Genomic DNA, 25,080 nt, shown 5'->3' on the forward strand with positions numbered 1-25,080 from the left:
ACGCAAAATGCGGCGGACGTTGCCGTCCGCCGCATTTGCCCCCTGTCGCTCCGCCGTCTTCGATCCGCCTGCGGAGCTTATTTCTTCAGCGCGAACACCCAGACCACGCCGCCTTGCGGCACGTTGGACTCGATGCCGATATTGTTGGTCGCGAGCGCATCCTGGATGCGCTGCGCGTCGACGCCCCAGCCCGACTGGATCGCGATGTATTGCGTCCCGTCGATCTCATAGGACATCGGCATGCCCATGATGCCGGAGTTGGTCTTCTGCTGCCAGAGCAGCTCGCCGGTCTTGGCGTTGAAGGCGCGGAAGTTGCGGTCGTTGGTGCCGCCGGCGAAGACGAGATCGCCTGCGGTTGCCGTGACCGATCCAAACATCTGCGACTTCGGGAAGTCGTGCTGCCACACCTTCTTGCCGGTCGCGGGATCCCAAGCCTGGATCTCGCCGAAATGATCGGCGCCGGGCTTGGTCTTCAGGCCGATGTCCTCAGGCTTGGTGCCGAGCCAGAGCTCGCCTGGCTTGAGCGGGATCTTCTCGCCGGTGAAGCCGCCGCAGAAATTCTCGTTGGCGGGCACGTAGACGAGGCCGGTCTTCTGGCTGTAGGCCGCCGATGGCCAATCCTTTCCGCCCCATAGCGACGGGCAGAACTCCACGCGCTTGCCGACCGCAGGCTTGTGCGCGGGATCGACGATCGGCTTGCCGTTTTCGTCGATGCCCTTCCAGACATCGGTCGAGACGAACGGCCAGCCGGCGACGTAGTTGATCTTAGTCGGCGTGCGCTCGAGCACCCAGAAGATCGCATCGCGGCCGGGATGGACCAGGCTCTTGATGCTGCGGCCGTCACGCTGCAGGTCGATCAGCATCGGCGCGTCGACCTCGTCCCAGTCCCAGGAATCGTTCTGGTGATACTGGTGATAGGTCTTGATCTTGCCGTTGCCGGGATCGAGCGCGAGCACCGACGAGGTGTAGAGATTGTCGCCGGGATGCATCTCGCCGGGCCACGGCGCGGCGTTGCCGACGCCCCAATAGATCGTCTTGGTGTCCTTGTCGTAGGTGCCGGTCATCCAGGCCGAGCCGCCGCCGTTCTTCCAGTCGTCGCCCTGCCAGGTGTCGTGGCCGGGCTCACCCTCGCCGGGAATGGTGAAGGTGCGCCACAGCTCCTTGCCGTCCTTGGCATCGTAGGCGGCGACATAGCCGCGCACGCCGAACTCGCCGCCGGAGCCGCCGACGATGACCTTGCCATCGACGATCAGCGGCATCAGGGTCATGTACTGACCCTTCTTGTAATCCTGCACCTTGGTGTCCCACACCACCTTGCCGGTCTTGGCATCGAGCGCGACGACATGGTCGTCGGTGGTGGCGAGATAGAGCTTGTCTTCCCACAAGCCGACGCCGCGGCTGGTCGGATGCAGCTGGAACAGATCGTCGGGGAGCTGCCGCTTGTAGCGCCAATATTCGTCGCCGGTTTTCGCATTCAGCGCGATCACCTGCCCCATCGGTGTTGCCACGAACATCACGCCGTTATTGACGATCGGCGGCGCCTCATGGCCCTCGACGACGCCGGTGGCGAATGTCCAGACCGGCGTGAGGTCTTTCACATTCGCGGTGTTGATCTGGTCGAGCGGGCTGTAGCCCTGCCCGTCATAGGTGCGCCGATAGAGCATCCAATTGCCGGGTTCCGGATTCTCCAGGCGCTGCTGGGTAACGGGCGCGTAATTCTCGATCGGGCCGGCGATTGCGGCGGTCGAGACGACACATGTGAAGGCGACGAAGCCGGACAGCAGTAATTGCTTTCTGGTCATGTACGTTTTCATGGACGTTCCCCTTTTCATCCGATTGAATTCTTCTTTTGAATTCTTGTCGTTCGTCCCGAAATCCGCCCCTCGGCGGATGCGGCCTCTCGTGAGGCGGGCCCATCCCCGCACCGTCCGTCATCCCGGCTGCGCGCCACCTACCTTTCCGACGAAGCCGCCCGCGACGCTGAGCGAACCGTCAGCGAGTGCCAGCGGCAGCGCGGCGAGCCGCCGCGGCGCCGGGCCGTACACCACCTGCGCGCCTTCGCGCGGGTCGTATTCGGAGTTGTGGCACATGCATTTGAAAACATCTTTGTCGCCGACATCGCTCTTGACCCAGGCGGTGACGGGACAACCGGCATGGGCGCAGATCGCCGAATAAGCGAGGATGCCATCGACGGCACGCGCTTTGGTTTGCTCGTCGAGCTCGGCGGGATCGAGCTTGATGATCAGGAGCTCGTTGAGCCGCGAGGCGCTGCGCACCACCGATGTCTTGGGATCCTGCGGCCAGGCATGCACCGGCGGACCGCCGAGCGTCAGGTCAGCTGCCTTGATCAGCTTTCCTTCGCTGTCACCTTCGGAGAAGACGAGAAGGTCGCCCTTCTGCGGCCGCTCGTCCGAGCCGGGCGCATCTTCGCCCGCGCGCACCGGTGCGGAACAGCCGAGACACGCCGTGGTGGCGAGCGCACCGAGCAGCAGCGTTCGCCGCGTCTGCTCGGCGCAGGATTCGAGTTCCGCAATGTTGTCGGAGGATGACGATGCGATGTTGGTTGGTGCATTCGACATGCACAGTAGCAGGCGCTGGAACTCTGCCGAAATGAAGGCGAAGAATTGGCGCCGCAGTGCATCAATAAGGCTTTACTCGCTTTGATTGAACACGATTGCACGCATTCAAACGCGTTTTTGCCATTTCAACATCATGTCGCGCGATCGGCATGATGATTTTGCAGATCAGGTCGATGCTGTAAGAATTGGTGCAGCGCGTTTTCGCCACGCGATGCAACCGTGGAGCGATTCAACTGCACGTTATAAAGTCAGCTTCGCACGTTCAAGACCGTAGAACGTGGCGCGGCGACGCAATGCGACCAGCGATGGTGGCCGATGCCATCTCAAAACTGTCAGCGATGCGACGTGCCCTATCGATGAACAGGCTGGCCGCCGGCGGCGGGCAGACCTCGCGCGCAGTCTGTTCGAACAGGTCGAGCCAGCGGTCGAAATGATCGCCAATCAGGCTGAGCGGCATATGCGCTCGCATCGGCGAGCCGTGATAGCGGCCGCTCATCAACACCACCGAAGACCAGAAGTCTTTGAGCTTCGCCAGATGCTCGTCCCAATTCTGGACGATAGCAAAGACAGGCCCAAGCAGCGCGTCCTCGCGGACGCGGCCGTAGAAGCGGCTGACGAGTTCCCCGATCATCTCCTCGGTAATCCCGGTACGCTCGATCGCATCCTGGGTCAGCAGGTTCCGCCGCGCGGCCGCCGCCTCGCGCTCGGCCTTCAGTCGATCCGACATGTCCTTCGTTTTCCGTTTCGTTGTTCCCGCGAGCCGCCCGCTCAACACTGTCGGGCCAAATGCGCACGACGTCTTTGTCATGGCGCAAATTGCGGGATTGGGCGGGGCGGGCGTTTTAAGCCCGCCTGCCTGCCCTATGATCAGCATCATAGGGTGGCAAAGGCGCACTTGCGCCGTACCCACCATCTCTCTCGATCGCGACAAATGCGTGGGCACGCTCCGCTTTGCCCACCCTACGGCACCGTCATTGTAGCGATTACTGGATCAGGCGCCATAAGAGTAAAAGCCCTGCCCGGTCTTGCGGCCGAGATGGCCGGCATCGACCATTTCCTTGAGCAAGGGGGCTGGACGATATTTAGGATCGTTGAAGCCCTTATAAAAGACCTCCATCACCGACAGCATGGTGTCGAGACCGACCAGATCAGCCAGCGCCAGCGGCCCGATCGGATGGTTGCAGCCGAGCTTCATGCCGGCGTCGATTTCCTCGGCGGTCGCGATGCCCTCCTGGAGCGCGAAGATCGCCTCGTTGATCATCGGGCACAGGATGCGGTTGACCGCGAAGCCGGGGCTGTTCTTGGCCGTGATCGCCACCTTGCCGACGCGCTGGGCGAAATCGAGCGCCTTGGCGTGGGTCTCGTCGGACGTCTGCAGGCCGCGGATGAGTTCCAGCAGCTGCATGACCGGAACCGGGTTGAAGAAATGCATGCCGATGAATCGATCCGGGCGATCGGTCGCTGCGGCAAGCTTGGTGATCGAGATCGACGAGGTGTTGGTGGCAACCAGCGTGCGCGGCGACAGCGTGGCGCAGAGATCCTTCAGGATCTTGACCTTCAGCTCCTCGTTCTCGGTTGCGGCCTCGATGACGAGATCGCAGTCGGCAAGCTTCGCCCGATCAGTGGTGCCGGTGATGCGCTTGAGCGCCGCCTCGCGATCGGCCGCCGAGATCTTCTCCTTCTTGACCAGGCGCTCGAGGCTGCCGCCGACGGTCGAGATGCCGCGGTTCACCGCCGCATCGGAGATGTCGACCATCACGACCGACAGCCCGGCCGCGGCGCAGATCTGGGCGATGCCGTTGCCCATGGTCCCAGCTCCGATGATGCCAACGGTATTGATCATGGAATGACGTCCTTCTCGTTGAACGGGCCGGCCTTGAGCGGTAGCGTGCCCGGTTTGACCTGAATTTCGAGCCGCGGCGCCTTACGTGCTGCACCGCATCCAGGCTCTTCCTTAGCGCATCCGTGGCGAGAATAAAGCTGCCTTTCCGCTCGAAAAGGACATGATTTGGCGACCCCGCGGCCTGATCGGCCCGAGTTTTGCGGCTCTTTCCAGCCCCTGGAATGCCGAGATTAAAGTTGACGCGCCACCGTTATTTCAATAATCGTTGAAATATGGAAAAGACAGATGCCGTCACGGCGCTCGCCGCGCTGGCGCAGGACAATCGGCTCGACGTATTCCGCCTGCTGGTGCGGTCCGGCCCTGAAGGCATGACCGCAGGTGCGATCGCGGACGCGCTGGATCTGGCGCCAAACACGTTGACGTTTCACTTCGACCGGCTGCGGATGGCCGGGCTTGCCACTGTCCGGCGCGAGGGACGCTCGATGATCTATGCGGCGCGGTTCGAGACCATGAACTCGCTGGTCGGCTTCCTCACGGAAAACTGCTGCGGCGGCGTATCATGCGCACCCGCCTCGTCTTCGAAACCCGCGCGAAAGCGCAACAAGGCTCCAGCCTGAAAGGACAGACCATGAAACGCCTGCACGTTCATCTGTCCCTCCGAAAGTATCGGCCATGGACGTGATCATCTACCACAATCCCGCCTGCGGCACCTCGCGCAACACGCTCGCCCTGATCCGCAACGCCGGCATCGAGCCGCACGTGATCGAATATCTCAAGACGCCGCCATCGCGCGCGCTGCTCCAACAGCTTGCCGCACGCATGGGGCTTTCGGTGCGCGAATTGCTGCGCGAAAAGGGCACGCCCTATGCCGAGCTTGCGCTCGACAACGCCGAACTGACCGACAACCAACTGCTCGACGCCATGATGGCGCATCCGATCCTGATCAACAGGCCGATCGTGGTTACGCCAAAAGGCGTCAAGCTGTGCCGGCCCTCCGAAGAGGTGCTGGATCTTCTGCCTCCGCAGCAGGGTGAATTCGTCAAGGAAGACGGCGAGCGTATCAGGCTCGACCGCGGCGTCTGACGATGCCAAGCCTTGTACAGCCAAGCCTTGCAAAGCGCGCATTTGCCGAATGGCTCGGAACGGCGTTCCTCCTCGCCGCGGTGGTCGGCTCGGGGATCATGGCCCAGAAGCTCGCCGGTGGAAACATCGCGTTGGCGCTCCTTTGCAACACGCTTCCCACCGGCGCCATCCTCGTGGTGCTGATCCTGATGTTTGCTCCCATATCGGGTGCGCATTTCAATCCGGCGGTAACGCTGGCCTTTGCCCTGCGCGGCGAGACCGCCTGGATTGATGCGGCGATCTATATCGCAGCGCAGATTTCGGGTGCGATCATCGGCGTGTGGATTGCGCATCTGATGTTCGAGCTTCCCGTCCTCGAGGTCTCGCTGACCGAGCGCAGCGGCGCGGGACAATGGCTCGCCGAGGCCGTGGCTACCTTCGGCCTGCTGCTGACGATCTTTGGCGTCGCATCGAAAGCCTCGGCTGCCGTCCCCTACGCCGTCGGCCTGTACATCACATCGGCCTATTGGTTCACGGCCTCGACCTCGTTCGCCAATCCCGCCGTCACCATCGCCCGATCGCTGTCCGACACATTTGCAGGTATCGCGCCACACGGCGTGCCGGCCTTCATTGCCGCGCAGCTCATCGGGGCGATCGTTGCCCTTCCGCTTGCGAGCTGGCTGTGGGGCGGAGCAAGCCTGAAGCACGCTCCTGCCCACGAATGAAAGGAGTGCCCAAGCCGCTCCTCCCCTGTATTCTCCGACAGTCGTCACAACGGCAGGGGGCGGGTTTTGAAGCGAGATCGCGGCCACGACAGTGACCATCCCTTGACATCAGGCCTGGCGCTGAGACATCACGCCGGATGAACGATTTCGCGCGATCCATCGCTGCCGCATTCACGCTGATTGGCCAAGCCGATCCCGAACTTCTCGGCATCGTCGCGCTGTCGGTGCGCGTCAGCCTGACGGCCAGCATCATCGCGCTGCTGATCGGCGCGCCGTTCGGCGCTTTGCTGGCGATCACGCGCTTTCGCGCGCGACAGGTCATCATCGTGCTGACCAACGCGCTGCTCGGCCTGCCGCCGGTTGTGGTCGGACTCGCGCTTTATCTTTTGCTGTCGCGCTCCGGCCCGCTCGGCGCGGCCGGCCTGTTGTTCACGCCGGCGGCCATGGTGATCGCGCAGACGTTGCTGGCAACCCCGATCGTGGTTGCGCTGGTGCACCGGCCCGCAACCCTGTTGTGGGCCGAATATGGCGACCTTGCACGGATTGACGGACTATCGACGCTGCGCAGCATCGGCCTGTTGTTCGCGCTCGGCCGGACCTCGCTGCTGACGGCGTTCCTGGCCGCGTTCGGGCGCGCCATCGCCGAGGTCGGCGCCATCATCATCGTCGGTGGCAACATCCGCGGCTTTACCCGCACGATGACGACGGCCATTGCGCTGGAGACCAGCAAGGGCGACCTGCCGCTGGCGCTCGGCCTCGGCTTGATCCTGCTCGCACTCAGCGTCGCCGTGTCGACCGTCGCCTTCCTGCTAGTGGGACGCGTTGGGGAAAAATAGCTGCTCGCTGCCGACCTTGTAGCCGGCAATCGCATCCTGGCCCTTTGGCGAGATCAGCCAGTCGATGAAGGCCTGCCCGTCCCTGGCCTTCACGTTGGGATGCTTGTCCGGATTGACCAGCATGACGCCATATTGGTTGAACAGGCGCTTGTCGCCCTCGGTCAGGATCGCAAGCTCGCCCCGATTCCTAAACGACAGCCAGGTGCCGCGGTCCGACAACAAATACGCATTCGACGACGACGCCATGTTCAACGCCGGGCCCATGCCCTGGCCAATCTCGCGATACCAGCCGTCTTTGCCGTTGGCGGGCTCGATGCCTGCTTCTTTCCAGAGCCGCAGCTCGGCGGCATGTGTGCCGGACTTGTCGCCGCGCGAGATGAACGTCGCTTTTGCAGCAGAAATCTTGCGCAAGGCATCGGCGACGTCCTTGTCGCCCGCGATCTTTGCGGGGTCGCTCTTCGGGCCGACGATGATGAAGTCGTTGTACATGACGTCGAAGCGCTTCACGCCCTGCCCTTCCGACATGAACTTGTCCTCGGCCGGCCTGTCATGGACGAACACAACGTCGGCATCACCGCGCCGCCCGATGTCGAGCGCCTGGCCGGTGCCGACCGCGACGACCTTCACCTCGATCCCCTCCGCCTTCGTGAACAGCGGCAGCAGATAGCCGAACAGGCCGGACTGCTCCGTCGACGTCGTGGAAGCCACGGTGATGCTGCGATCCTGCGCCCATGCGCCCGTCGACAAGATTAGAACCGCTGCGATGGCGGCAAGCTTCTTCATGACATCTTCCTCATTCCCAGATGATTCAAATTAGGCGGAGACAATGACGTGGGAAAGCCCGACGTTGGGCGCGTTCGCCCCATAGGCGCCAGCGCTATCATGAAGGCGGAGTGCTTGGCAGCCGTGTTGGTGGGCGCTTCACGCCGGCCTCACGGCTATTGAACCTCGCGTGATCTGTCCCGCGATCACGTGGCGGCGCGGAATATCGCACGTTCCGATCGATCCCTAGGGATAGAACGGTTTGGAGCCTCCCATGACAAAAACGAACATCATCGCCACCTTGCGGATCGTGTTGTCGCTGGCGATTGCGGGCCCGGCGCGGGCCTGGCCGGGACAGTCCTCAAGCATCGACTGCGCCTGGGGCGGCGAAGCCGGGGACTGCGAAGCACTGACCATGGCGCTCCTCCGCAAGCACGCGCTGGCGCATGCGCGCAGCCACAAAGCAGAGCACTCCGTCGTGCCGTTTGCGTCGTCGCATCTGCCCGATCACGACGAGGATCCGCTTGCGTCGATGCATTTCGAATGAACGCAGTGGCGCGCAGGTCTGTGCAGATGTTCTGCAATTGGTCCCGCCTCAATTGACAGGGGCGTAACAGCCGGGGCAGTTTTTCACATTGCTGGCGAATCAGCGATTGCCCACGGCCCAGAGTACCTCTTGGACAACTCCCAGTGCTTTCGAGACTGATATCGTTGCTGAACCGCATTCCTGCGGTGAAATGGGCGTTCAATCGGCTTCGGCCCCTGCCGCACAGCGGCAGCATCGACGTGACGCCGAGCGCCGCGGATGAGCAGCCCGTCGTCGCAGCGATCACAGAAGCCGCTCCGACCGTCGATACGAGCGCCAGCGAGGATTCATTCCCGGAAACGTCGGCTGAAGCTGAGCCCGCCGCCGTCGAAGCGAGTTCAGTCCCTTCGGTTGAGGTCGCGAGCGAGCCGATTGCTGCGCCCGAACTCATCAGCAGCAATCCACCGGTGGAACTCTTGGCGAATGTTGAGCCCGACCTCGTGGAAGAGGTTCCGGTCTCTTCTGCCGAAGTCGAAGCGATCGAACCTCAAGAGCCTGTCATCAGCAGCGGTGCATCATCGGATGATGACGCGGAGGTTGCACCTGATGTTGCAGAGCAGGCCTTTGTTTCGCCGGTCGAGGTCGAGACCGTCGCGGTCTCCGAGTCCGCCATTGAAGACGAACCCGCCTCTATCGTTTCCGAGGAGATCGAAACTGTCGACGAGACGCCCGCTGTTGTGCACGACAACGACATCGCGGCGCCTGCGGTCGCCGAGGTCAAGATCGACAACGAGCCCGCGCCTGATGTCGTGATGGAGATCGAGCCGGTCGTCGCAAGCGATCCAGCGCCGGTCGCTGCCGACGTCGCTGAGGATACGATCACCGACGCACCTGTCGTCGCAGCAGAGATTGAGCCTCCGCCAGCGCCCGCGCCGAAGAAGATCCGCCCAAAGGTCGTCGAGCCTGCCGATCGCGCCGCGCTGATCCGGCAGCGCTGGGCCGAGACCGGGATCAGGATGTGGAATCCGCGGCTGCATGGCACCGGCGAAGCCACTCTGAACATCCAGGGCCGCATCGGGCTGCTGCCGCCCGAGCCCGGCGAGACCATGCCGCGCTACGACAAGCTGGAATTCAGGATGCTCGGCGGGCAAGTCGCCTGCGAAGGCGTCATCGTCGAGGCGCCCGTGCACGCCGGCCAGCGCAGCTTCACCCGGCTCGCCGAACCGCGCAGCGCCGATCGCAGCCGCGAGCCGGTGCGGGAACGCCAGGCCGCCCTCGCCTGATCCTTGTCCTCACGCGATGACGCAACGAGCCTGCGCGGCGCCATGCGCTCGACCGCCGCGATGACGATCGGGCGCCGAACATCTCTCGCACTCACGGAATTGGATAGCCCTTCCAGAGCCATTCCAGCGCAGCCGGCAGCGTTTGCGCGATGGTCGGGCGATCGACGTGCTTGGCGTTGCGCACGAACAGGAACTGATAGTGATAGCCCTTCTCGGCGAGCACCTTTGCCATCAACTCGTTCGATAAGGTCCAGTCGTGCATGCCATCTGGAATGGTGGGGTTGGGATAGTACAGATCCTGGTCGCCGCCAAAGTACCAGAAGCGGATCGGCTTGGTCGGCGCGGCGACGATCAGCGGCACGCCAGGTGGATCGGCCGGCGTCAACACACCCGCCTTTGAGATGAGATTGGGCGTGGCCGGCCCCGTCCATGCGCTGTGATATTCCCAGGCGCCGCCGCGCAGCGACGGATCGTGCGGCCATTGCTGATTGACCATGGTCGGCGAGAACGCCAGCACACGGTGATAGAGATCGGGATAGAACCAGGCCATGGTGAAGGCCGCAGCCCCGCTGGAACTCAGGCCCATGGTGGCGCGGCCCTCAGGATTTTTGGTCAGCTTGACGTCCGCATTCTTTTCGACCAGCGGCAGCACCTCGCGTTCGATGAAATCCGTATAGACCCCCGACACCGCATCATATTCGCGGCCACGCTGGCTGCCCTGCGCATCCTGCCCGCCATTGCCGACCTGGATCGCGATCATCGGCGGTACCCGGCGCTGCGCGATCAGATTGTCGAGCGTGGTGGCGATATCCTTGTATGCGTTGGAGCCGCCATCGCCGACCACGATGAACGGCGCCTCGGTGCCGCGCACATATTGCGCCGGCACGTAGACGTCGATGGTGCGCGACCAGATGCCGGGATGGCTGGTGGTGACGATCATGTTCGACTTGTCATCAGGCGCGGTCGCGGTCGTCATGATCGAGGAATTGGTGCAGCCGGCGACATCGTCGCGGATCAGGCCCGGATTGTAGATGGTGCTGTCGTTCGAGGAGAGCGTGAACGATTTTGTCGTGCCGCGCGGCACGCCCTCCTTCGCGATGGTCTCGGGCGCGGGATTGTGGGTCGGACCGACGATGAAATTGCCCTCGGCGCCGGGCGGCGGCAGCGTCCCATCAGGCAACTCGGTCGCGCGTGGATATGCGGGATTGGAGGGATCGCGCGTCGGCGGCGCCGTCTTGAAATCGAGGCCAGTGGTGTCGATGAAGAACGGCGCTGCTTTATCCGTGGTGTTGGCGCTTGGCGGCACGGCCATGTTCTGGGTCACGCAGGTCGGCTGGGCGAAGCCGATCGAAGCGAAGGAGACGACGGAAATCAGCGTCCCCGCGAGGACGGAGAATGATCTGGTCATGTGAGCTCCCGGTGCTGACGGGTCTTGCTGGCCCGTCTTGAAGCAAAAGTATGGCGGGCGCCTCGCGCATGGTCAAACGCGACGAACGCAGTGCAGCGGCAATCGCCATGCTCAAATCGGACAGCGATCATTATTCAGCGCATGGCGCGGAATTTTTCCAACCCCAGGCCGTTGCTGCCGGAGCGCGCAACATCTAGCGTGCGGCTGGGTGATCCGCGCAAAGAAGCGGTCGCGACGACAAAAACACATCGGGAGGACAATCCATGAGAAAGCTCGCGGCCGCGCTGTGTGCGCTGGCGCTCCTCGCACCTGGCGCACAGGCGCAGACCATCAAGGATTTTCTGGCGCAGGTCATGGTGAAATGGACCGCGCCATTCGAGCCGTTCCGCCTGATCGATAACATTTACTATGTCGGCACCGAGGGCATCGCCGTCTACGTCATCAGGACGTCGCAAGGCTTGATCCTGATCGACACCGCGATGCCGCAGTCGACCGGCACGATCAAGGACAACATCGCCAAGCTCGGCTTCAAGGTCGCCGACATCAAATACATCCTCAACTCGCACGCCCATCTCGACCACACCGGCGGCTTTGCCGAGATCAAGCAGGAGAGCGGCGCGCAACTGGTCGCGGGCGAGCGCGACAAGCCGCTGCTCGAAGGCGGCTATTATCCGGGCGACGAGAAGAACGCGGACCTCACCTTTCCGCCTGTCAAGGTCGATCGTGCGGTGAGGGAAGGCGACAAGGTCACGCTCGGCGACACCACGCTGATGGCGCACGCGACGCCCGGTCACTCGCCCGGCTGCACCAGCTGGGAGATGACGGTGAAGGACGGCGGCCAGGACCGCCAGGTGCTGTTCTTCTGCAGCGGAACCGTGGCGCTGAACCGGCTGGTCGGCCAGCCGACCTATCCCGGCATCGTCGACGACTATCGTGCGACCTTCGCCAAGGCCAAGGCCATGAAGGTCGACGTCCTGCTCGGGCCGCATCCGGAGGTCTATGGCATGCAGGACAAGCGCGCCCAGCAGATCAAGAGCGAGACGCCCAACCCGTTCGTCAAGCCGGGCGAGCTTACGACCTACGCCACGGGTCTGTCGGAAGATTTCGACAAGGCGCTCGCCAAGCAGACGGCCGCGCTCCAGGCCGCGAAATAAACGACAGCGCGCGGCGGTCATCAGCGATGACCGCCGCGACATCAGGCCGCGCCATGCGGCGGAGGAAGCTATGGTTAGCGGAACGTAGCCGCGATCGATTTCGGACGATCTGCCGCGCCAGAAGCGGCTTCCTTCCGCCTCCCATCCTTAACATCGCCTCACCAATGCACGCGGGTGGAAAATCATGCGGTAGCGCGCAACCTGCGCTAGCGCATCCGCGTCAACTGCATCTAACGCGGTCTTTACTCCCGCCGTGCAAGATCGTCTTCGTTTTTGAAGGGATTTGGGGCGCGTATTGCAATGCCTGCCGTCAATTTGAAAGCCTACCTCGTCGCAGCGATAGAGCTGTTTCGCGTGTCTGACGACGCGGACCTGACGCGCGCCCAGTTCGACGCTTTCTCCAAGCAGATCCCGCTGCTCTACTTCATCCTGATCAGCAACACGATCGCGGTGGCGTATACCTACGTCAACGTCGCGCCGGACTGGTTGGCGATGATCGTGCCGAGCGTGCTCACGGCGCTCGCCGCGCTTCGGACCTTCTGGTGGTTGCGCCAGCGCCATCTCGTGCGCAGCGATGCCGACATCCTGCGCAATCTGCGCGCGACCAACTGGATGACGCTGCCGATCGCCGCCGGCTTCACCGCCTGGTCGTTCGCGCTCTACCCCTATGGCGATCCCTTCGCCAAGAGCCAGGTCGCGTTCTACATGGCCGTGACCGTGATCGGCTGCATCTTTTCGCTGATGCATCTGCGTTCGGCGGCGCTGATCGTGACGCTGATCGTCGACGTGCCCTATGTGCTGTTCTTCTGGGCCACGGGCGAACCGACGCTGAAGGCGATCGCGGTCAACAACCTCCTGGTCTCCGGCGCGATGGTAACGGTGCTGTTCATCTATTACCGCGACTTCGCCGATCTCGTCGCCAGCCGCAAATCGCTGCTGGTGCAGCAGGCGGCGACGCAGGCGCTGTCGGACGAGAACTTCCGTCTCGCCAATCTGGATTCCCTCACCGAGCTGCCGAACCGCCGCCGCTTCTTTGCCGAGCTGTCGAGCGCCTTCAACGACGCCGAGCGCAGGCATGTGCGCGTCGCAGTCGGCATCATCGACCTCGACGGCTTCAAGCCGATCAACGACAATTACGGCCATTCGGTCGGCGACCGCGTCCTGATCGAGGCCGGCCGTCGCATTCGCGAGGTCTGCGAAGGCTTCGGTCCGCAGCGTGTAGAGTTCGCCCGCCTCGGCGGCGACGAGTTCGGTCTCGTCGTCTGCGGTGATCCCGAGGATGCCGACCTTGAGCGGCTCGGCGAACGCATCTGCGAGCAGGTCAAGCTGCCCTACCAGCTCGACACCGCCCATACCGGCCTGTCGTGCTCGATCGGCTTTGCCCTTTATCCAGACTCGGCAACGACATCGGAAGCGCTATACGAGTGCGCCGACTATTCGTTGTACCACGCCAAGCGCCAAAAGCGCGGCCGCACCGTAATTTTCTCGAGCGAGCTAGAAGCCGAAATCCGCAGCCGCGGCGTGATCGAGACCCTGCTGCGCACTGCCGATTTCAGCACGGAGATGGACCTGATGTTCCAGCCGATCGTCGATGCCATGAGCGAGCATACCGCGGGCTTCGAGGCGCTGGCGCGCTGGCAAAGCCCCCGCCTCGGCTGGGTTTCGCCGGCCGACTTCATTCCCGCTGCCGAGCGCATCGGCCTGATCCGCCCGCTGACGCAAGCGTTGCTGGTACGCGCGCTCGCGGCTGCCAGGACCTGGCCGGATCACACCCGCCTGTCGTTCAACCTCTCGGCCCACGACATCTGCTCGTCCGACGGAATCCTGCCGCTGATCGGCATCATCGAGAAGAGCGGCGTGCCGCCGCGCCGACTCGACTTCGAGATCACCGAGACCGCCGTCACCTTCGACTTCGCGCGCGCGCAGCAGTCGATCGCGGCGCTGAAGGCCATGGGCTGCGGCATTTCGCTGGACGATTTCGGCACCGGCTATTCGTCGCTGAGCCACGTGCATCGCCTGCCGCTGGACAAGCTCAAGATCGACCGCAGCTTCGTCGCCGACATCAACGATAATCCCGTGAGCCACAAGATCATCAAGTCGCTCACCGGCCTTTGCGACGACATGGAGATTGCCTGCGTGGTCGAGGGCGTGGAGACGCGGGCCCAGCTCGATACGCTGCGCCGGCTCGGCTGCGACTTCATCCAGGGCTATTATTTCGCAAAGCCCATGCGCGGCTCGGCGATCGACGAGTATCTGACGACGGAACGTCAGCGCCTTGCCGGCGCTGAAGCCAAAGTCGTGGCCTAAGGCCTAGCTACTTCACAAGGCTCGGCAGATCGAGCCCCTTGTCGCGGGCGCACTCGATCGCGATGTCGTAGCCCGCATCCGCATGGCGCATGACGCCGCTGGCCGGATCGTTCCAGAGCACGCGCTCGATGCGCTTGGCCGCTTCCGGCGTACCGTCGGCCACGATCACCATGCCGGCGTGCTGCGAATAGCCAATGCCGACGCCGCCGCCATGATGCAGCGAGACCCAGGTCGCACCGCTGGCGCAATTGAGCAGCGCGTTAAGCAGCGGCCAGTCGGACACGGCATCCGAGCCGTCCTTCATCGCCTCGGTCTCGCGGTTCGGGCTTGCCACCGAACCGCTGTCGAGATGATCGCGGCCGATCACGACAGGCGCCTTCAACTCGCCGCGCGCCACCATCTCGTTGAAAGCAAGGCCCAGGCGATGGCGATCGCCAAGCCCGACCCAGCAGATCCGCGCCGGCAGGCCCTGAAACTTGATGCGCGCCTTGGCCATGTCGAGCCAATTGTGCAGATGCTTGTCGCTGGGCATCAGCTCTTTCACCTTGGCATCTGTCTTGAAGATGTCCTCCGGATCACCTGACAGCGCAGCCCAGCGGAACGGTCCGACGCCGCGGCAGAACAGCGGGCGGATATAGGCGGGAACGAAGCCCGGGAAATCGAACGCGTTCTTCAGGCCCATGTCCTGCGCCATCTGGCGGATGTTGTTGCCATAGTCGAGCGTCGGAATGCCCTGCGCGTGGAAATCCAGCATGGCCTGGACATGCTCGACCATCGAGGTCTTCGAGGCGCGCTCCACAGCCTTTGGATCGGAGGCACGCTTGGCCTCCCAATCGGCCAACGTCCAGCCCTTTGGCAAATAGCCGTTGATCGGATCGTGCGCGCTCGTCTGGTCGGTGACGATGTCGGGCTTGACGCCGCGGCGGACCAGCTCAGGGAAAATCTCTGCGGCATTGCCGAGCAGGCCGACCGAGACTGCCTTCTTCGTCTTCGCGGCCTCCGCCATGATCGCCAGCGCCTCGTTGAGCGTTGCCGCCTGGCGATCGAGATAGCCGGTGCGCAGGCGCATCTCGATGCGGCTGGGCTGGCATTCGACCGCCAGCATCGAGGCGCCCGCCATGGTCGCGGCCAGCGGCTGCGCGCCGCCCATGCCGCCGAGACCCGCCGTGAGAATCCATTTTCCGGCAAGGCTGCCGCCATAATGGCGACGGCCGACCTCGACGAAGGTCTCGTAAGTGCCCTGCACGATGCCTTGGCTGCCGATATAGATCCACGAGCCCGCTGTCATCTGGCCGTACATCATCAGACCCTGGCGATCGAGCTCGTTGAAGTGATCGAGCGTCGCCCAATGCGGCACGATATTGGAGTTCGCGATCAGCACGCGCGGCGCATCGGCATGGGTGCGGAAGATGCCGACCGGCTTGCCGGATTGCACCAGCAGCGTCTGGTCGGCTTCCAGCTTGCGCAACGCCGTCGTGATCCGATCAAAACTCTCCCAGTCGCGCGCGGCGCGGCCGATGCCGCCATAGACCACGAGCTCGCTCGGCCGCTCGGCGACATCAGGATCGAGATTGTTCATGAGCATGCGCAGCGGCGCTTCCGTCAGCCAGCTCTTGGCGCTGATCTCGCTACCACGTGGCGCGCGGATGGTACGATCATTATCCAGTCGGCGGTTCATGCGAAAACCCCTTAGTCGAGCCTTGTTCAGTCAAGTTTTGGAAACGGATCGGATGATAGCGCAGTGAGCGCGACGGCCGGCAGCGCGTCGGCCTCGACCAACGCGGCGGCCTTGGCGAGATCGCCGGCCATGTAGCGATCAGCGCCTAGCGCCGGCACCTGCTCGCGCAGCTTAGCGATCACCGCGACAAGCGGCGCGCTGGTGGCGTGCGGCGCACGTAGCGTGATGCCTTGGGCGGCAACCAGAAGCTCAATGCCCAGAATGGACGCGAGATTCTCGGCCATGTCAGACAGGCGTCGTGCGGCATGCGCGGCCATGGAGACATGGTCTTCCTGATTGGCGCTGGTCGGCGTCGAATCGATCGAGCAGGCTGCGGCGCGCTGCTTATTCTCGGCGTAGAGCGCAGCCGCCGTCACCTCGGCGATCATGAAGCCGGAATTGATGCCGGGATCTGGCGTCAGGAACGGCGGCAGGCCGAAATTGAGCGCGGGATCGACCAGCGTCGCAATGCGCCGTTCACTGATCGCGCCGATCTCCGACAAGGCGAGTGCGATCGTATCGGCGGCGAAGGCGACCGGCTCGGCATGGAAGTTTCCGCCGGAGACGATCTCGCCCGTTTCGACCAGCACCAGCGGATTGTCGGTGACGGCATTGGCCTCGACGGTCAGCGTGCGCGCGGCCTGCGTGATCAAATCAAGCACAGCGCCCGCGACCTGCGGCTGGCAGCGCAGGCAATAGGGATCCTGTACGCGCTCGTCGCCCTCGAGATGCGACAGGCGGATATCGCTGCCATCAAGTAGCGCGGTCAACGCCGCGGCCGCGGCGACTTGCCCGGGAAGACCGCGCAGGGCCTGAATCTCGGGGCGGAACGGCGCGGTCGAGGCCATGGCGGCATCGACCGACAGCGCACCGGTGACCAGTGCCGCACGGGCGAGACGAAATGCACGCAGCACGCCGGAGATAGCATAGGCGGTCGAGAACTGCGTGCCGTTGATCAGCGCGAGCCCCTCCTTTGGACCCAGCGTCAGCGGAACAAGGCCAGCAGCCGCCAGCGCCTCGGCACCGGACACGGTTTTCCCGTCGAGGATCGCCTGCCCTTCGCCGATCATCACCGCGGTCATATGCGCGAGCGGCGCGAGATCGCCGGACGCGCCGACCGAGCCCTGCTGCGGCACTAGCGGATAAACGTGTCGCGCCAGCATGGCCTGCAATTGCTCGATCACCGCGCCGCGGACGCCCGAGGCACCCCGCCCAAGCGAGATGATTTTCAGCGCCATCATCAACCGCACGATCGGCTCGGGCGTGGCCGGCCCGACGCCGCAGCAGTGGGAGACGATGAGGTTGCGCTGAAGCAGCGCGGTCTGATCGGGCGGAATGCGTTTCGAGGCCAGCTTGCCGAAGCCGGTGTTGATGCCGTAGACCGGCGCGGCGCCGAACGCCGCCTTCGCAACGATCTCCGCAGCCGCCTCGACGCGCGGCCAGAACGATGGATCGAGTTCGACAGCAGCACCCGCCAGCACGCATGCGAGATCGTCAAGGCTCACCCTTCCGGGCTTGACGACGATCGCTGTGCCCTGCCCAGTCACTGGCCCCTCCACACCCGTCGATGCAGCGGATTGAAGCCAATGCGGTAGACCAGCTCGGCGGGGCGCTCGATGTCCCAGATCGCGAGGTCGCACCATTTTCCGGCCTCGAGCGTGCCGGTCTCATCGAGCACGCCGAGCGCCCGCGCGCCTTCGCGGGTAATCCCCGCGAGGCATTCGACGACAGTCATCCGGAACAGCGTCGCGCCCATATTCATCGTTAGCAGCAGCGAGGTCAGCGGCGAGCTGCCGGGATTGCAGTCGGTCGCGAGCGCCATGGCAACGGCGTGGTTGCGGAACGCCTCGACCGGCGGCTTTTGCGTTTCACGGATGAAGTAGAAGGCGCCGGGCAGAAGGACGGCCACTGTGCCGGCCTTTGCCATCGCGGCGGCGCCGGCTTCGTCGGTATGTTCGAGATGGTCGGCCGAAAGCGCGGAGAATTGTGCGGCGAGCGCGGCGCCGCCAAGGTTCGACAGCTGGTCGGCATGCAGCTTGACCGGCAGCCCGAGTGCCCTCGCCGCCGTGAACACCCGTGCCGTCTGCTCGGCCGAGAATGCGATGCCCTCCATGAAGGCGTCGACCGCATCGGCAAGGCCTGCCTTTGCGACGGCCGGCAGCATCTCCTTACATACGAGATCGATGTAGCGATCCTTGTCCCCACCGGCTTCCACCGGCAGTGCGTGCGCGCCGAGGAAAGAGGTGCGGATCGCAACCTTTCGCTGACGGCCAAGGCTGCGGGCGGCAGAAAGCTGCCGCATCTCGGTCTCGGTATCGAGACCATAGCCGGACTTGATCTCGACCGTGGTTGCGCCCTCGCCGATCAACGCATCCAGCCGCGGCAGTGCGCTCGCGATCAACTCGGCCTGACTCGCCTTGCGCGTCGCGGCGACCGTCGAGACAATGCCGCCGCCGGCACGCGCGATCTCCTCGTAGCTTGCGCCCTTCAGGCGCAGCTCGAACTCGCGCGCGCGGTTGCCGCCATAGACAAGATGAGTGTGGCAATCGACGAGGCCTGGCGTGATCCAGCGTCCCTCGCAATCGATCCACTGAATGGCGTCGGCATCGCCAGGAAAATCGGCCGCGGCGCCGGCATAGATGATGTGGCCGCCGCGCGCGGCAATCACACCGCGTTCGATCTCGCCGAGATCGGGACGATCGGCCCGCATGGTGGCGAGCCGGGCGTTATGCCAGATCCGGTCGAAGCGCTCTGCCATGCCACTGTCCCTTCGCGAAGTCCCTGCGCCCTGGGATGCTTGACTTATATGTCTAGACATATAATCGTACGGCGGTTCTGTCCAGCCGGCGTGTAATCAATCATGACCCGACTGCATTTCGCCTCCGCGCTCCTGCCCTCGGGCTGGGCCAATGACGTGCAGGTGGTGATCACCGCCGGTGCGATCGCGGCGGTGACGCCCGATGTGGCGCCTGCTGCCGACGACGAGCGCCACGCCATCGCGCTTCCGGGGCTTGCGAGCCTGCACAGCCACGCGTTTCAACGCGGCATGGCGGGACTTGCGGAGCTGCGCGGCGACAGCACCGACACGTTCTGGACCTGGCGCGAGACGATGTATCGCTTCGCGCTGGCGATGACGCCTGACGATGTCGCCGCCGTTGCGACGCTGCTTTATGTCGAGATGCTGGAGCAGGGTTTTACCCGCGTCGGCGAATTCCATTATCTGCATCACGACCGCGACGGCTCGCATTACGCCGATCCCGCCGAGATGGCAGGGCGTATCGCGCAGGCTGCCGATGCCTCAGGTATCGGCCTGACGCTGCTGCCGAGCTTCTATGCGCACGGCTCTTTCGGCGGCGCGGCACCGCATGACGGCCAGCGCCGCTTCATCAACTCGGTCGATCAGTTCGCCACGCTGATGACTGCCTCGCGCAAGGCGATCGCTACCTTGCCGGGCGCCAACATCGGTATCGCCCCGCACAGTCTCCGCGCGGTGGCGCCCGATGAGCTCGCGGCGATCATTTCGCTTGCCGAAGGCGGGCCGGTGCACATTCATGCCGCCGAGCAGGTCAAGGAAGTCGAGGACTGTCTGGCCTGGTCGGGGCAGCGTCCGGTGCAATGGCTGCTGGAGCACGCGCCGGTCGATCGGCGCTGGTGTCTCATCCACGCGACGCACATGACCGATGAGGAAGTCAGTGCGTTCGCGAACACCGGCGCGGTGGCGGGCCTCTGCCCTGTCACCGAAGCGAGCCTCGGCGACGGGATTTTCCCGGCGCGCGAGTTCCTCGATGCAGGCGGCATGTTCGGCGTCGGCACTGATTCCAATGTGCTCGTCGGCGTTGCTGACGAGCTGCGCCAGCTTGAATACGGCCAACGGCTCAAGCATCGCGCACGCAACGTGCTCTCGGGCGGCGCCGGCCGTTCCACCGGTCGCACGCTGTTCGACGACGCCCTTGCCGGCGGCGCCCAGGCGCTGGCGCAGCCGACAGGCGGCCTCATTCCTGGCGCGCGTGCCGATATCGTCACGCTCGATGCCGCGCATCCGTCGCTGGCGGGACGCGCGCGCGACGCCGTGATCGACGGCTGGATCTTTGCAGCGGGCAACGGCGCGATCGATTGTGTCTGGGCCGGCGGCCACAAGGTGGTCGAGCGCGGGCAGCATAAGCTGCGCCGCTCCGCACGCGAGCGGTTCAACGCAGCCGTGCGGAGGCTCGTCGCATGAGCCTCGCCACGGACGCGGCCGACAAGCCGACGCTCTACAAGCGCATCCGCGCCGATATCGAAAAGCGCATCCTGACCGGCGAATGGCCGCCGGGGCATCGCATTCCGTTCGAGCACGAGCTGGTCGCGCGTTACGGCTGCTCGCGCATGACGGTGAACAAGGCGCTGTCCGAGCTCGCACAGGCCGATCTGATCGAACGGCGGCGCCGCGCCGGCTCGTTCGTGCGTCGGCCGCAGCATCAATCGGCGGTGCTCAAGATCGCCGATATCCGCGCCGAGATCAACGCGCTGGGCCGCACTTACGGCTACGAGCTGATCGGCCGCAAGCTGCGTGCGGCAACCGCCGCCGACCGCGAGCGGCTCGGCGTCAAGAAAGCAGGCAAGGTAGTCGCAATCTCCTGCCGTCACAGCGCCGACAACGTGCCGTTCGCCGTCGAGGACAGGCTGATCGATCTGTCATCCGTGCCATCTGCGGCGAACGCGGATTTCTCGAGCGAGCCGCCCGGTTCGTGGCTGCTTCATCATGTTCCATGGACGGAGGCCGAGCATACGATCAGCGCCATCGTTGCGGACGATCGCACGGCCGAGGCCCTCGACATCGCGGTCGGCGCGCCATGCCTCGTGATCGACCGCTACACCTGGCGCAGCGCCCGCACGATCACCGCGGTGCGCCTGCTTTATCCCGGTGACTCTCACCGCCTTGTCGCGCGATTCAAGGGAGGTTGAGAGAACGATGTCGGCACAAATCGTGCAACGCTTCCCCCAACGGTCCATAGGGGCCGACAGAGATCAACTGGACGTCAAACCATCTGGGCAAGAGGACGACAATCATGCGTAGTTCGACAGTATTCGCGACAATCATTGCGCTCGCGGCCACGGCTCCCGCGCTTGCCGACGACGTCAAGGTCGGCATCGGCATCTCCGGATGGACCGGATTTGCGCCGCTGACGCTGGCGAAGGAAGCCGGCATTTTCAAGAAGAACGGCCTCGACGTCACCATCAAGAAGATTCCGCAGAAGGACCGCCACCTCGCCATCGCCTCCGGCGACGTGCAGTGCGCGGCGACCACCGTCGAGACCTGGATCTCCTGGAACGCCAACGGCGTCGCGACCAAGCAGATCTTCCAGCTCGACAAGAGCTACGGCGCCGACGGCATGGCCGTGCGCAACGACGTCGCCTCGATCAAGGAGCTGAAGGGCAAGACGGTGGCGGCCTCCGCGCCCGGCACCTCGCCCTATTTCGCGCTCGCCTGGATGCTGAAGAAGAACGGGCTCACCGTGAAGGACGTCACCGTCGTGAACCTCGAGCCGGCCGCCGCCGCGCAGGCCTTCGTCTCCGGCCAGAACGATGCCGCGATGACCTATGAGCCCTATCTGTCGACCGTGCGCGCCGCCCCCGACAAGGGCAAGATCATCGCGACCACGCTGGACTATCCGATCGTGATGGACACGTTCGGCTGCACACCCAAATTCCTCAGCGAGAACCCGAAGGCGGCGCAGGCGCTGGCCGACAGCTATTTCGAATCGCTCGAGATGATCGCCAAGGACCAGGCCAAGTCCTATGAGATCATGGGCGCCGACGTGAAGCAGACCGGCGAGCAGTTCGGCAATTCGGCCAAGTATCTGCGCTGGCAGGACAAGGCCGCGAACCAGAAGTTCTTCACGGGCGACTTCCTCGCTTTCAACAAGGACGCCACCGAGCTGCTGCTCGAGATCGGCATCATCAAATCAGCGCCGAAGGTCGAAGACCTCTTCGACGCGAGCTTCATCAAGTAAGACTCTCACGATCGCCGGTCCCGCGGAGACGCGGGACCAGCTCGACCATTCGGATCAATGATCGATGCGTCCCCTGGATTCCGTGACATCGAAGCAGCGCGTGACCTATGGCCTCGCCTTCTTCATACTGTTCGTCGCCCTCTGGTCCTGGGCGACCTTCGGTGGCCATGTGTCGAAGACCTTTCTCGCCAACCCGCTGACCATGGTGCAGGAAGGCTATGACCTGCTGGTCAAGCAAGGTTTTGTGTTCGACATCGGCATGACGATCTGGCGTGTCGTGGGCGGCTTTGCGCTCGCGGCCATCATCGCCGTGCCGCTCGGCGTGCTGATGGGCGCCTACAAGCCGATCGAGGCGTTCCTCGAGCCGTTCGTCTCCTTCGCGCGCTATCTGCCCGCTTCGGCCTTCATCCCGCTGCTGATCCTGTGGGCTGGCATCGGCGAGTTGCAGAAGCTGCTGGTCATCTTCATCGGCTCGGTGTTCCAGGTCATCCTGATGGTTGCGGTGACTGTCGGCGCGACGCGGCGCGATCTGGTGGAGGCCGCCTACACGCTTGGGGCCAGTGACCGCGGCATCATCCGCCGCGTGCTGCTGCCTTCCTCCGCGCCCGAGATCGCGGAAATCCTGCGGCTGGTGCTCGGTTGGGCCTGGACCTACGTCATCGTCGCCGAGCTGATCGGCTCGTCCTCCGGCATCGGGCACATGATCACCGACAGCCAGGCGCTGCTCAACACCGGACAGATCATCTTCGGCATCATCGTGATCGGCCTGATCGGCCTGCTCTCGGACTTCATGTTCAAGGCCTTCAACGCCTGGCTGTTTCCGTGGAGGCTCGCATGACGGTCCTCAGGATCGAGCAGGTCTCGCGCACCTTCCCGGCGCGCCACGGCAATGCACCGACACGCGCGCTGGAGCCGACCGACCTCACCATCGGCAACAACGACTTCGTCACCATCCTCGGCCCGTCCGGCTGCGGCAAGTCTACCTTGCTGCGCATCGTCGCCGGCCTCGACCGTCCGACCAGCGGACGCGTCACGCTCGACGGTCGCGAAGTTACCGGACCCGGCGCCGATCGCGGCATGGTGTTCCAGTCCTACACGCTGTTTCCCTGGCTGACCGTGCGCGAGAACATCGCCTTCGGCCTGCGCGAACGCGGCGTGCCGGAGGCGGAGCGCAACAAGGTCGCCGACGCCTTCATCCGCCAGGTCGGACTTGCCGGCTTCGAGAACCACTGGCCGAAGCAGCTCTCCGGCGGCATGCAGCAGCGCACGGCGATTGCGCGTGCGCTCGCCAATGATCCAAAGATCCTGCTGCTCGACGAGCCCTTCGGCGCGCTCGATAATCAGACCCGCGCCCTGATGCAGGAGATGCTGCTCGGCATCTGGGAGCGCGACCAGAAGACTGTGCTGTTCGTCACCCACGACATCGAGGAAGCGATCTTCCTCGGCAGCCGCGTCATCGTCATGAGCGCCCGTCCCGGCCGTATCAAGGCCGAGATCGCCGTGGACCTGCCGCATCCGCGCTCCTACAAGATCAAGACCACGCCCGAATTCGTTCAGCTCAAGGAACGGCTGGTCGAAGAAATCCGCACCGAGGCGCTGAAGGTTGCTGAACATGCCTGACACCAAGCCGCACGCCAATGGGACGCGCGTTCTCGCCGATCTCAATGCTCTCCGCGCGCTCGGGACCTACAAGACTGGCGTGCACAAGCCGACCTTCTCGGAACCGCACAAGCAGTCGCTGGACTGGTTGCTGCAGAAGCTGCCTGACGCCGGACTCACCGGCGCGATCGACGGCATCGGCAATATCATTGGCACCAGTGCGAAGACGGGACCAAAGCTGCTCGCAGGCTCGCACCTGGAAAGTCAGAACTATGCCGGCTGGCTCGATGGGCCGCTCGGCGTCGTCTATGCGCTCGAGGCCGCGCGCGTGCTCAATGCCGATCCCACCGTGAAAGGCGCGGTCGAGGTGGCCGCGTGGGTCGACGAGGAAGGTCACTTCGGCAGCTTTCTCGGCTCGCGCTCTTATGTCAGTCAGGTAAGCGAGGCCGAGATCGACGCGGCGCGCGACCGCACCAATGGACGCCCCATGCGAGATGCACTCGGCGGCATGGGACTTACTGGACGTCCGCGCGTCGCCGCTGAGCCAGGACGGCACATCGGCTACCTCGAGGCGCATATCGAGCAGGGCGACACGCTCGAAAGCGGCAAACTCGCGATCGGCGTCGTGACCTCCATCGTCGGCATCTGGCAATACCGCATCACCTTCACCGGCGAGCAGAATCACGCCGGCACCACGCGCATGGCCGTGCGAAAGGATGCAGGGCTGGCGCTCGCAAAATTTTGCGTGGAGATCGACGAACGTTTCCCCGCCGCGTGCGGCCCGCGCACGGTGTGGACCACGGGCCGTATCGCGCTCGATCCGGGCGCACCGAGCATCATTCCCGGCAGCGCGGAGATGCTGTTCCAGATCCGCGACGACGATCCTTCCGTCATCGCGCGGCTGGAAGGATTGCTGCGGACCATGGCGGATGAGGCTGGCACGAAGGGCCCCTGCACCGTCGCCGTGGAAAAGATCCGCACCGGCGCCCCCGCGATGATGAACGCCGGCTTCCAGGATGCGATCGAGGCCGCGAGCAAGGCCCTTGCCGGGGGACGATCGCTGCGCATGCCGAGCGGTGCCGGCCATGATGCGCAGATGCTCGCGACCATCATGCCCGCGGGCATGCTGTTCGTCCCGTCGATCGGCGGCATCAGCCATCACTGGACCGAGAACACGGCGGACGCGGATATCGTCACCGGCGCGCAAGTCTTCGTCGACGCCTGCCGGCGGATTCTCGCCGACGGCACAGCCTAGTCGAGCCACAGCAGGCCGAACGGCGAGGCCC

24 protein-coding genes are annotated in these 25,080 nt (G+C 64.2%); 15 read left to right on the forward strand and 9 right to left on the reverse strand.

Annotated elements, in window-relative coordinates:
• Positions 1-77: 77 nt before the first annotated feature.
• From L6639_RS27585 to L6639_RS27600, 4 genes are all read right to left on the reverse strand, one after another.
• Positions 78-1,802: a methanol/ethanol family PQQ-dependent dehydrogenase gene (locus L6639_RS27585; RefSeq protein WP_237864924.1), complete on the reverse strand. Its 1,725-nt coding sequence runs from the start codon at positions 1,800-1,802 to the stop codon at positions 78-80.
• Positions 1,803-1,931: 129 nt separating this feature from the next.
• A complete protein-coding gene (locus L6639_RS27590) occupies positions 1,932-2,579 on the reverse strand; it encodes a Rieske 2Fe-2S domain-containing protein (RefSeq protein WP_237864773.1) in 648 nt (215 codons plus the stop codon).
• Between the two features lie 262 nt (positions 2,580-2,841).
• Entirely contained in the window at positions 2,842-3,306 is a 465-nt protein-coding gene (locus L6639_RS27595; RefSeq protein ID WP_237864925.1) for a group III truncated hemoglobin, read from the reverse strand.
• Positions 3,307-3,570: 264 nt separating this feature from the next.
• Positions 3,571-4,422 (reverse strand): 3-hydroxybutyryl-CoA dehydrogenase, encoded by an 852-nt coding sequence (locus L6639_RS27600; RefSeq protein ID WP_237864774.1) that lies wholly within the window; start codon positions 4,420-4,422, stop codon positions 3,571-3,573.
• Positions 4,423-4,694: 272 nt separating this feature from the next.
• On the opposite strand from L6639_RS27600, the gene L6639_RS27605 reads away from it, so the two are divergent.
• From L6639_RS27605 to L6639_RS27620, 4 genes are all read left to right on the forward strand, one after another.
• Positions 4,695-5,039, forward strand: coding sequence for an ArsR/SmtB family transcription factor (locus tag L6639_RS27605; RefSeq protein ID WP_237864775.1), 345 nt, complete (start codon positions 4,695-4,697; stop codon positions 5,037-5,039).
• Between the two features lie 55 nt (positions 5,040-5,094).
• Entirely contained in the window at positions 5,095-5,505 is a 411-nt protein-coding gene (gene arsC, locus L6639_RS27610; RefSeq protein WP_237864776.1) for an arsenate reductase (glutaredoxin), read from the forward strand.
• Between the two features lie 2 nt (positions 5,506-5,507).
• The gene (locus L6639_RS27615) at positions 5,508-6,209 is read left to right on the forward strand and encodes an aquaporin (RefSeq protein ID WP_237864777.1); all 702 of its coding nucleotides are present in this window, start codon (positions 5,508-5,510) and stop codon (positions 6,207-6,209) included.
• Positions 6,210-6,346: 137 nt separating this feature from the next.
• Entirely contained in the window at positions 6,347-7,045 is a 699-nt protein-coding gene (locus tag L6639_RS27620; RefSeq protein WP_237864778.1) for an ABC transporter permease, read from the forward strand.
• Here the strand turns inward: L6639_RS27620 and L6639_RS27625 are convergent.
• Complete coding sequence (locus L6639_RS27625) at positions 7,019-7,828, reverse strand: ABC transporter substrate-binding protein (protein ID WP_237864779.1); 810 nt, start codon at positions 7,826-7,828, stop codon at positions 7,019-7,021. The genes L6639_RS27620 and L6639_RS27625 overlap by 27 nt on opposite strands.
• A 253-nt stretch (positions 7,829-8,081) precedes the next feature.
• On the opposite strand from L6639_RS27625, the gene L6639_RS27630 reads away from it, so the two are divergent.
• Together L6639_RS27630 and L6639_RS27635 are read left to right on the forward strand one after the other, a co-directional pair.
• A complete protein-coding gene (locus L6639_RS27630) occupies positions 8,082-8,354 on the forward strand; it encodes a hypothetical protein (RefSeq protein ID WP_237864780.1) in 273 nt (90 codons plus the stop codon).
• 164 nt (positions 8,355-8,518) lie between these two features.
• Entirely contained in the window at positions 8,519-9,616 is a 1,098-nt protein-coding gene (locus tag L6639_RS27635) for a hypothetical protein (protein WP_237864781.1), read from the forward strand.
• 91 nt (positions 9,617-9,707) lie between these two features.
• On the opposite strand, the gene L6639_RS27640 is transcribed toward L6639_RS27635, so the two are convergent.
• Positions 9,708-11,024 (reverse strand): alpha/beta hydrolase, encoded by a 1,317-nt coding sequence (locus L6639_RS27640; protein ID WP_237864782.1) that lies wholly within the window; start codon positions 11,022-11,024, stop codon positions 9,708-9,710.
• Between the two features lie 68 nt (positions 11,025-11,092).
• On the opposite strand from L6639_RS27640, the gene L6639_RS43110 reads away from it, so the two are divergent.
• The 3 genes from L6639_RS43110 (at position 11,093) to L6639_RS27650 (ending at position 14,485) form a co-directional block, all read left to right on the forward strand.
• Positions 11,093-11,221 carry a hypothetical protein gene (locus L6639_RS43110; protein WP_271607164.1) on the forward strand — a complete coding sequence of 43 codons (129 nt, stop codon included), beginning with the start codon at positions 11,093-11,095 and terminating at the stop codon, positions 11,219-11,221.
• Between the two features lie 66 nt (positions 11,222-11,287).
• The gene (gene blaBJP, locus L6639_RS27645; RefSeq protein ID WP_237864783.1) at positions 11,288-12,178 is read left to right on the forward strand and encodes a BJP family subclass B3 metallo-beta-lactamase; all 891 of its coding nucleotides are present in this window, start codon (positions 11,288-11,290) and stop codon (positions 12,176-12,178) included.
• A 300-nt stretch (positions 12,179-12,478) separates the two neighbouring features.
• Positions 12,479-14,485 carry a putative bifunctional diguanylate cyclase/phosphodiesterase gene (locus tag L6639_RS27650; protein ID WP_237864784.1) on the forward strand — a complete coding sequence of 669 codons (2,007 nt, stop codon included), beginning with the start codon at positions 12,479-12,481 and terminating at the stop codon, positions 14,483-14,485.
• Positions 14,486-14,492: 7 nt separating this feature from the next.
• On the opposite strand, the gene hutU is transcribed toward L6639_RS27650, so the two are convergent.
• Genes hutU through hutI form a run of 3 tightly spaced genes read right to left on the reverse strand, consistent with a single transcriptional unit; the run spans position 14,493 to position 18,960 of the window.
• Entirely contained in the window at positions 14,493-16,163 is a 1,671-nt protein-coding gene (gene hutU / locus L6639_RS27655; protein ID WP_237864785.1) for a urocanate hydratase, read from the reverse strand.
• A gap of 26 nt (positions 16,164-16,189) precedes the next feature.
• The gene (gene hutH / locus L6639_RS27660) at positions 16,190-17,749 is read right to left on the reverse strand and encodes a histidine ammonia-lyase (RefSeq protein ID WP_237864786.1); all 1,560 of its coding nucleotides are present in this window, start codon (positions 17,747-17,749) and stop codon (positions 16,190-16,192) included.
• On the reverse strand, positions 17,746-18,960 hold the full coding sequence (gene hutI / locus L6639_RS27665) for an imidazolonepropionase (RefSeq protein ID WP_237864787.1): 1,215 nt from the start codon (positions 18,958-18,960) through the stop codon (positions 17,746-17,748). The genes hutH and hutI overlap by 4 nt, the downstream gene beginning before the upstream one ends.
• Positions 18,961-19,062: 102 nt before the next feature.
• Between hutI and L6639_RS27670 the strand changes: the two genes are divergently transcribed.
• From L6639_RS27670 to L6639_RS27695, 6 genes are all read left to right on the forward strand, one after another.
• Entirely contained in the window at positions 19,063-20,421 is a 1,359-nt protein-coding gene (locus L6639_RS27670) for a formimidoylglutamate deiminase (protein ID WP_237864788.1), read from the forward strand.
• On the forward strand, positions 20,418-21,146 hold the full coding sequence (gene hutC / locus L6639_RS27675; protein WP_237864789.1) for a histidine utilization repressor: 729 nt from the start codon (positions 20,418-20,420) through the stop codon (positions 21,144-21,146). Before L6639_RS27670 ends, hutC begins: the two co-directional genes overlap by 4 nt.
• Before the next feature lie 104 nt (positions 21,147-21,250).
• The gene (locus tag L6639_RS27680; RefSeq protein WP_237864790.1) at positions 21,251-22,195 is read left to right on the forward strand and encodes an ABC transporter substrate-binding protein; all 945 of its coding nucleotides are present in this window, start codon (positions 21,251-21,253) and stop codon (positions 22,193-22,195) included.
• Positions 22,196-22,259: 64 nt separating this feature from the next.
• Positions 22,260-23,033, forward strand: a complete 774-nt coding sequence (locus tag L6639_RS27685) for an ABC transporter permease (RefSeq protein ID WP_237864791.1) — start codon at positions 22,260-22,262, stop codon at positions 23,031-23,033.
• The gene (locus tag L6639_RS27690) at positions 23,030-23,815 is read left to right on the forward strand and encodes an ABC transporter ATP-binding protein (RefSeq protein WP_237864792.1); all 786 of its coding nucleotides are present in this window, start codon (positions 23,030-23,032) and stop codon (positions 23,813-23,815) included. Before L6639_RS27685 ends, L6639_RS27690 begins: the two co-directional genes overlap by 4 nt.
• On the forward strand, positions 23,808-25,049 hold the full coding sequence (locus L6639_RS27695; RefSeq protein WP_237864793.1) for a Zn-dependent hydrolase: 1,242 nt from the start codon (positions 23,808-23,810) through the stop codon (positions 25,047-25,049). Before L6639_RS27690 ends, L6639_RS27695 begins: the two co-directional genes overlap by 8 nt.
• Positions 25,050-25,080 lie beyond the last annotated feature (31 nt).

It is taken from the genome of Bradyrhizobium zhengyangense, assembly GCF_022012555.1.
Classification (GTDB): domain Bacteria; phylum Pseudomonadota; class Alphaproteobacteria; order Rhizobiales; family Xanthobacteraceae; genus Bradyrhizobium; species Bradyrhizobium zhengyangense.

What these genes read in the sequence shown, in the direction of transcription:
- L6639_RS27585 (WP_237864924.1), bottom strand. Translation starts at nt 1,802, where the DNA reads ATGACCAGAAAGCAATTACTGCTGTCCGGCTTCGTCGCCTTCACATGT.
- L6639_RS27590 (WP_237864773.1), bottom strand. Translation starts at nt 2,579, where the DNA reads ATGTCGAATGCACCAACCAACATCGCATCGTCATCCTCCGACAACATT.
- L6639_RS27595 (WP_237864925.1), bottom strand. Translation starts at nt 3,306, where the DNA reads ATGTCGGATCGACTGAAGGCCGAGCGCGAGGCGGCGGCCGCGCGGCGG.
- L6639_RS27600 (WP_237864774.1), bottom strand. Translation starts at nt 4,422, where the DNA reads ATGATCAATACCGTTGGCATCATCGGAGCTGGGACCATGGGCAACGGC.
- L6639_RS27605 (WP_237864775.1), top strand. Translation starts at nt 4,695, where the DNA reads ATGGAAAAGACAGATGCCGTCACGGCGCTCGCCGCGCTGGCGCAGGAC.
- arsC (WP_237864776.1), top strand. Translation starts at nt 5,095, where the DNA reads ATGGACGTGATCATCTACCACAATCCCGCCTGCGGCACCTCGCGCAAC.
- L6639_RS27615 (WP_237864777.1), top strand. Translation starts at nt 5,508, where the DNA reads ATGCCAAGCCTTGTACAGCCAAGCCTTGCAAAGCGCGCATTTGCCGAA.
- L6639_RS27620 (WP_237864778.1), top strand. Translation starts at nt 6,347, where the DNA reads ATGAACGATTTCGCGCGATCCATCGCTGCCGCATTCACGCTGATTGGC.
- L6639_RS27625 (WP_237864779.1), bottom strand. Translation starts at nt 7,828, where the DNA reads ATGAAGAAGCTTGCCGCCATCGCAGCGGTTCTAATCTTGTCGACGGGC.
- L6639_RS27630 (WP_237864780.1), top strand. Translation starts at nt 8,082, where the DNA reads ATGACAAAAACGAACATCATCGCCACCTTGCGGATCGTGTTGTCGCTG.
- L6639_RS27640 (WP_237864782.1), bottom strand. Translation starts at nt 11,024, where the DNA reads ATGACCAGATCATTCTCCGTCCTCGCGGGGACGCTGATTTCCGTCGTC.
- L6639_RS43110 (WP_271607164.1), top strand. Translation starts at nt 11,093, where the DNA reads ATGGTCAAACGCGACGAACGCAGTGCAGCGGCAATCGCCATGCTCAAA.
- blaBJP (WP_237864783.1), top strand. Translation starts at nt 11,288, where the DNA reads ATGAGAAAGCTCGCGGCCGCGCTGTGTGCGCTGGCGCTCCTCGCACCT.
- L6639_RS27650 (WP_237864784.1), top strand. Translation starts at nt 12,479, where the DNA reads ATGCCTGCCGTCAATTTGAAAGCCTACCTCGTCGCAGCGATAGAGCTG.
- hutU (WP_237864785.1), bottom strand. Translation starts at nt 16,163, where the DNA reads ATGAACCGCCGACTGGATAATGATCGTACCATCCGCGCGCCACGTGGT.
- hutI (WP_237864787.1), bottom strand. Translation starts at nt 18,960, where the DNA reads ATGGCAGAGCGCTTCGACCGGATCTGGCATAACGCCCGGCTCGCCACC.
- L6639_RS27670 (WP_237864788.1), top strand. Translation starts at nt 19,063, where the DNA reads ATGACCCGACTGCATTTCGCCTCCGCGCTCCTGCCCTCGGGCTGGGCC.
- hutC (WP_237864789.1), top strand. Translation starts at nt 20,418, where the DNA reads ATGAGCCTCGCCACGGACGCGGCCGACAAGCCGACGCTCTACAAGCGC.
- L6639_RS27680 (WP_237864790.1), top strand. Translation starts at nt 21,251, where the DNA reads ATGCGTAGTTCGACAGTATTCGCGACAATCATTGCGCTCGCGGCCACG.
- L6639_RS27685 (WP_237864791.1), top strand. Translation starts at nt 22,260, where the DNA reads ATGCGTCCCCTGGATTCCGTGACATCGAAGCAGCGCGTGACCTATGGC.
- L6639_RS27690 (WP_237864792.1), top strand. Translation starts at nt 23,030, where the DNA reads ATGACGGTCCTCAGGATCGAGCAGGTCTCGCGCACCTTCCCGGCGCGC.
- L6639_RS27695 (WP_237864793.1), top strand. Translation starts at nt 23,808, where the DNA reads ATGCCTGACACCAAGCCGCACGCCAATGGGACGCGCGTTCTCGCCGAT.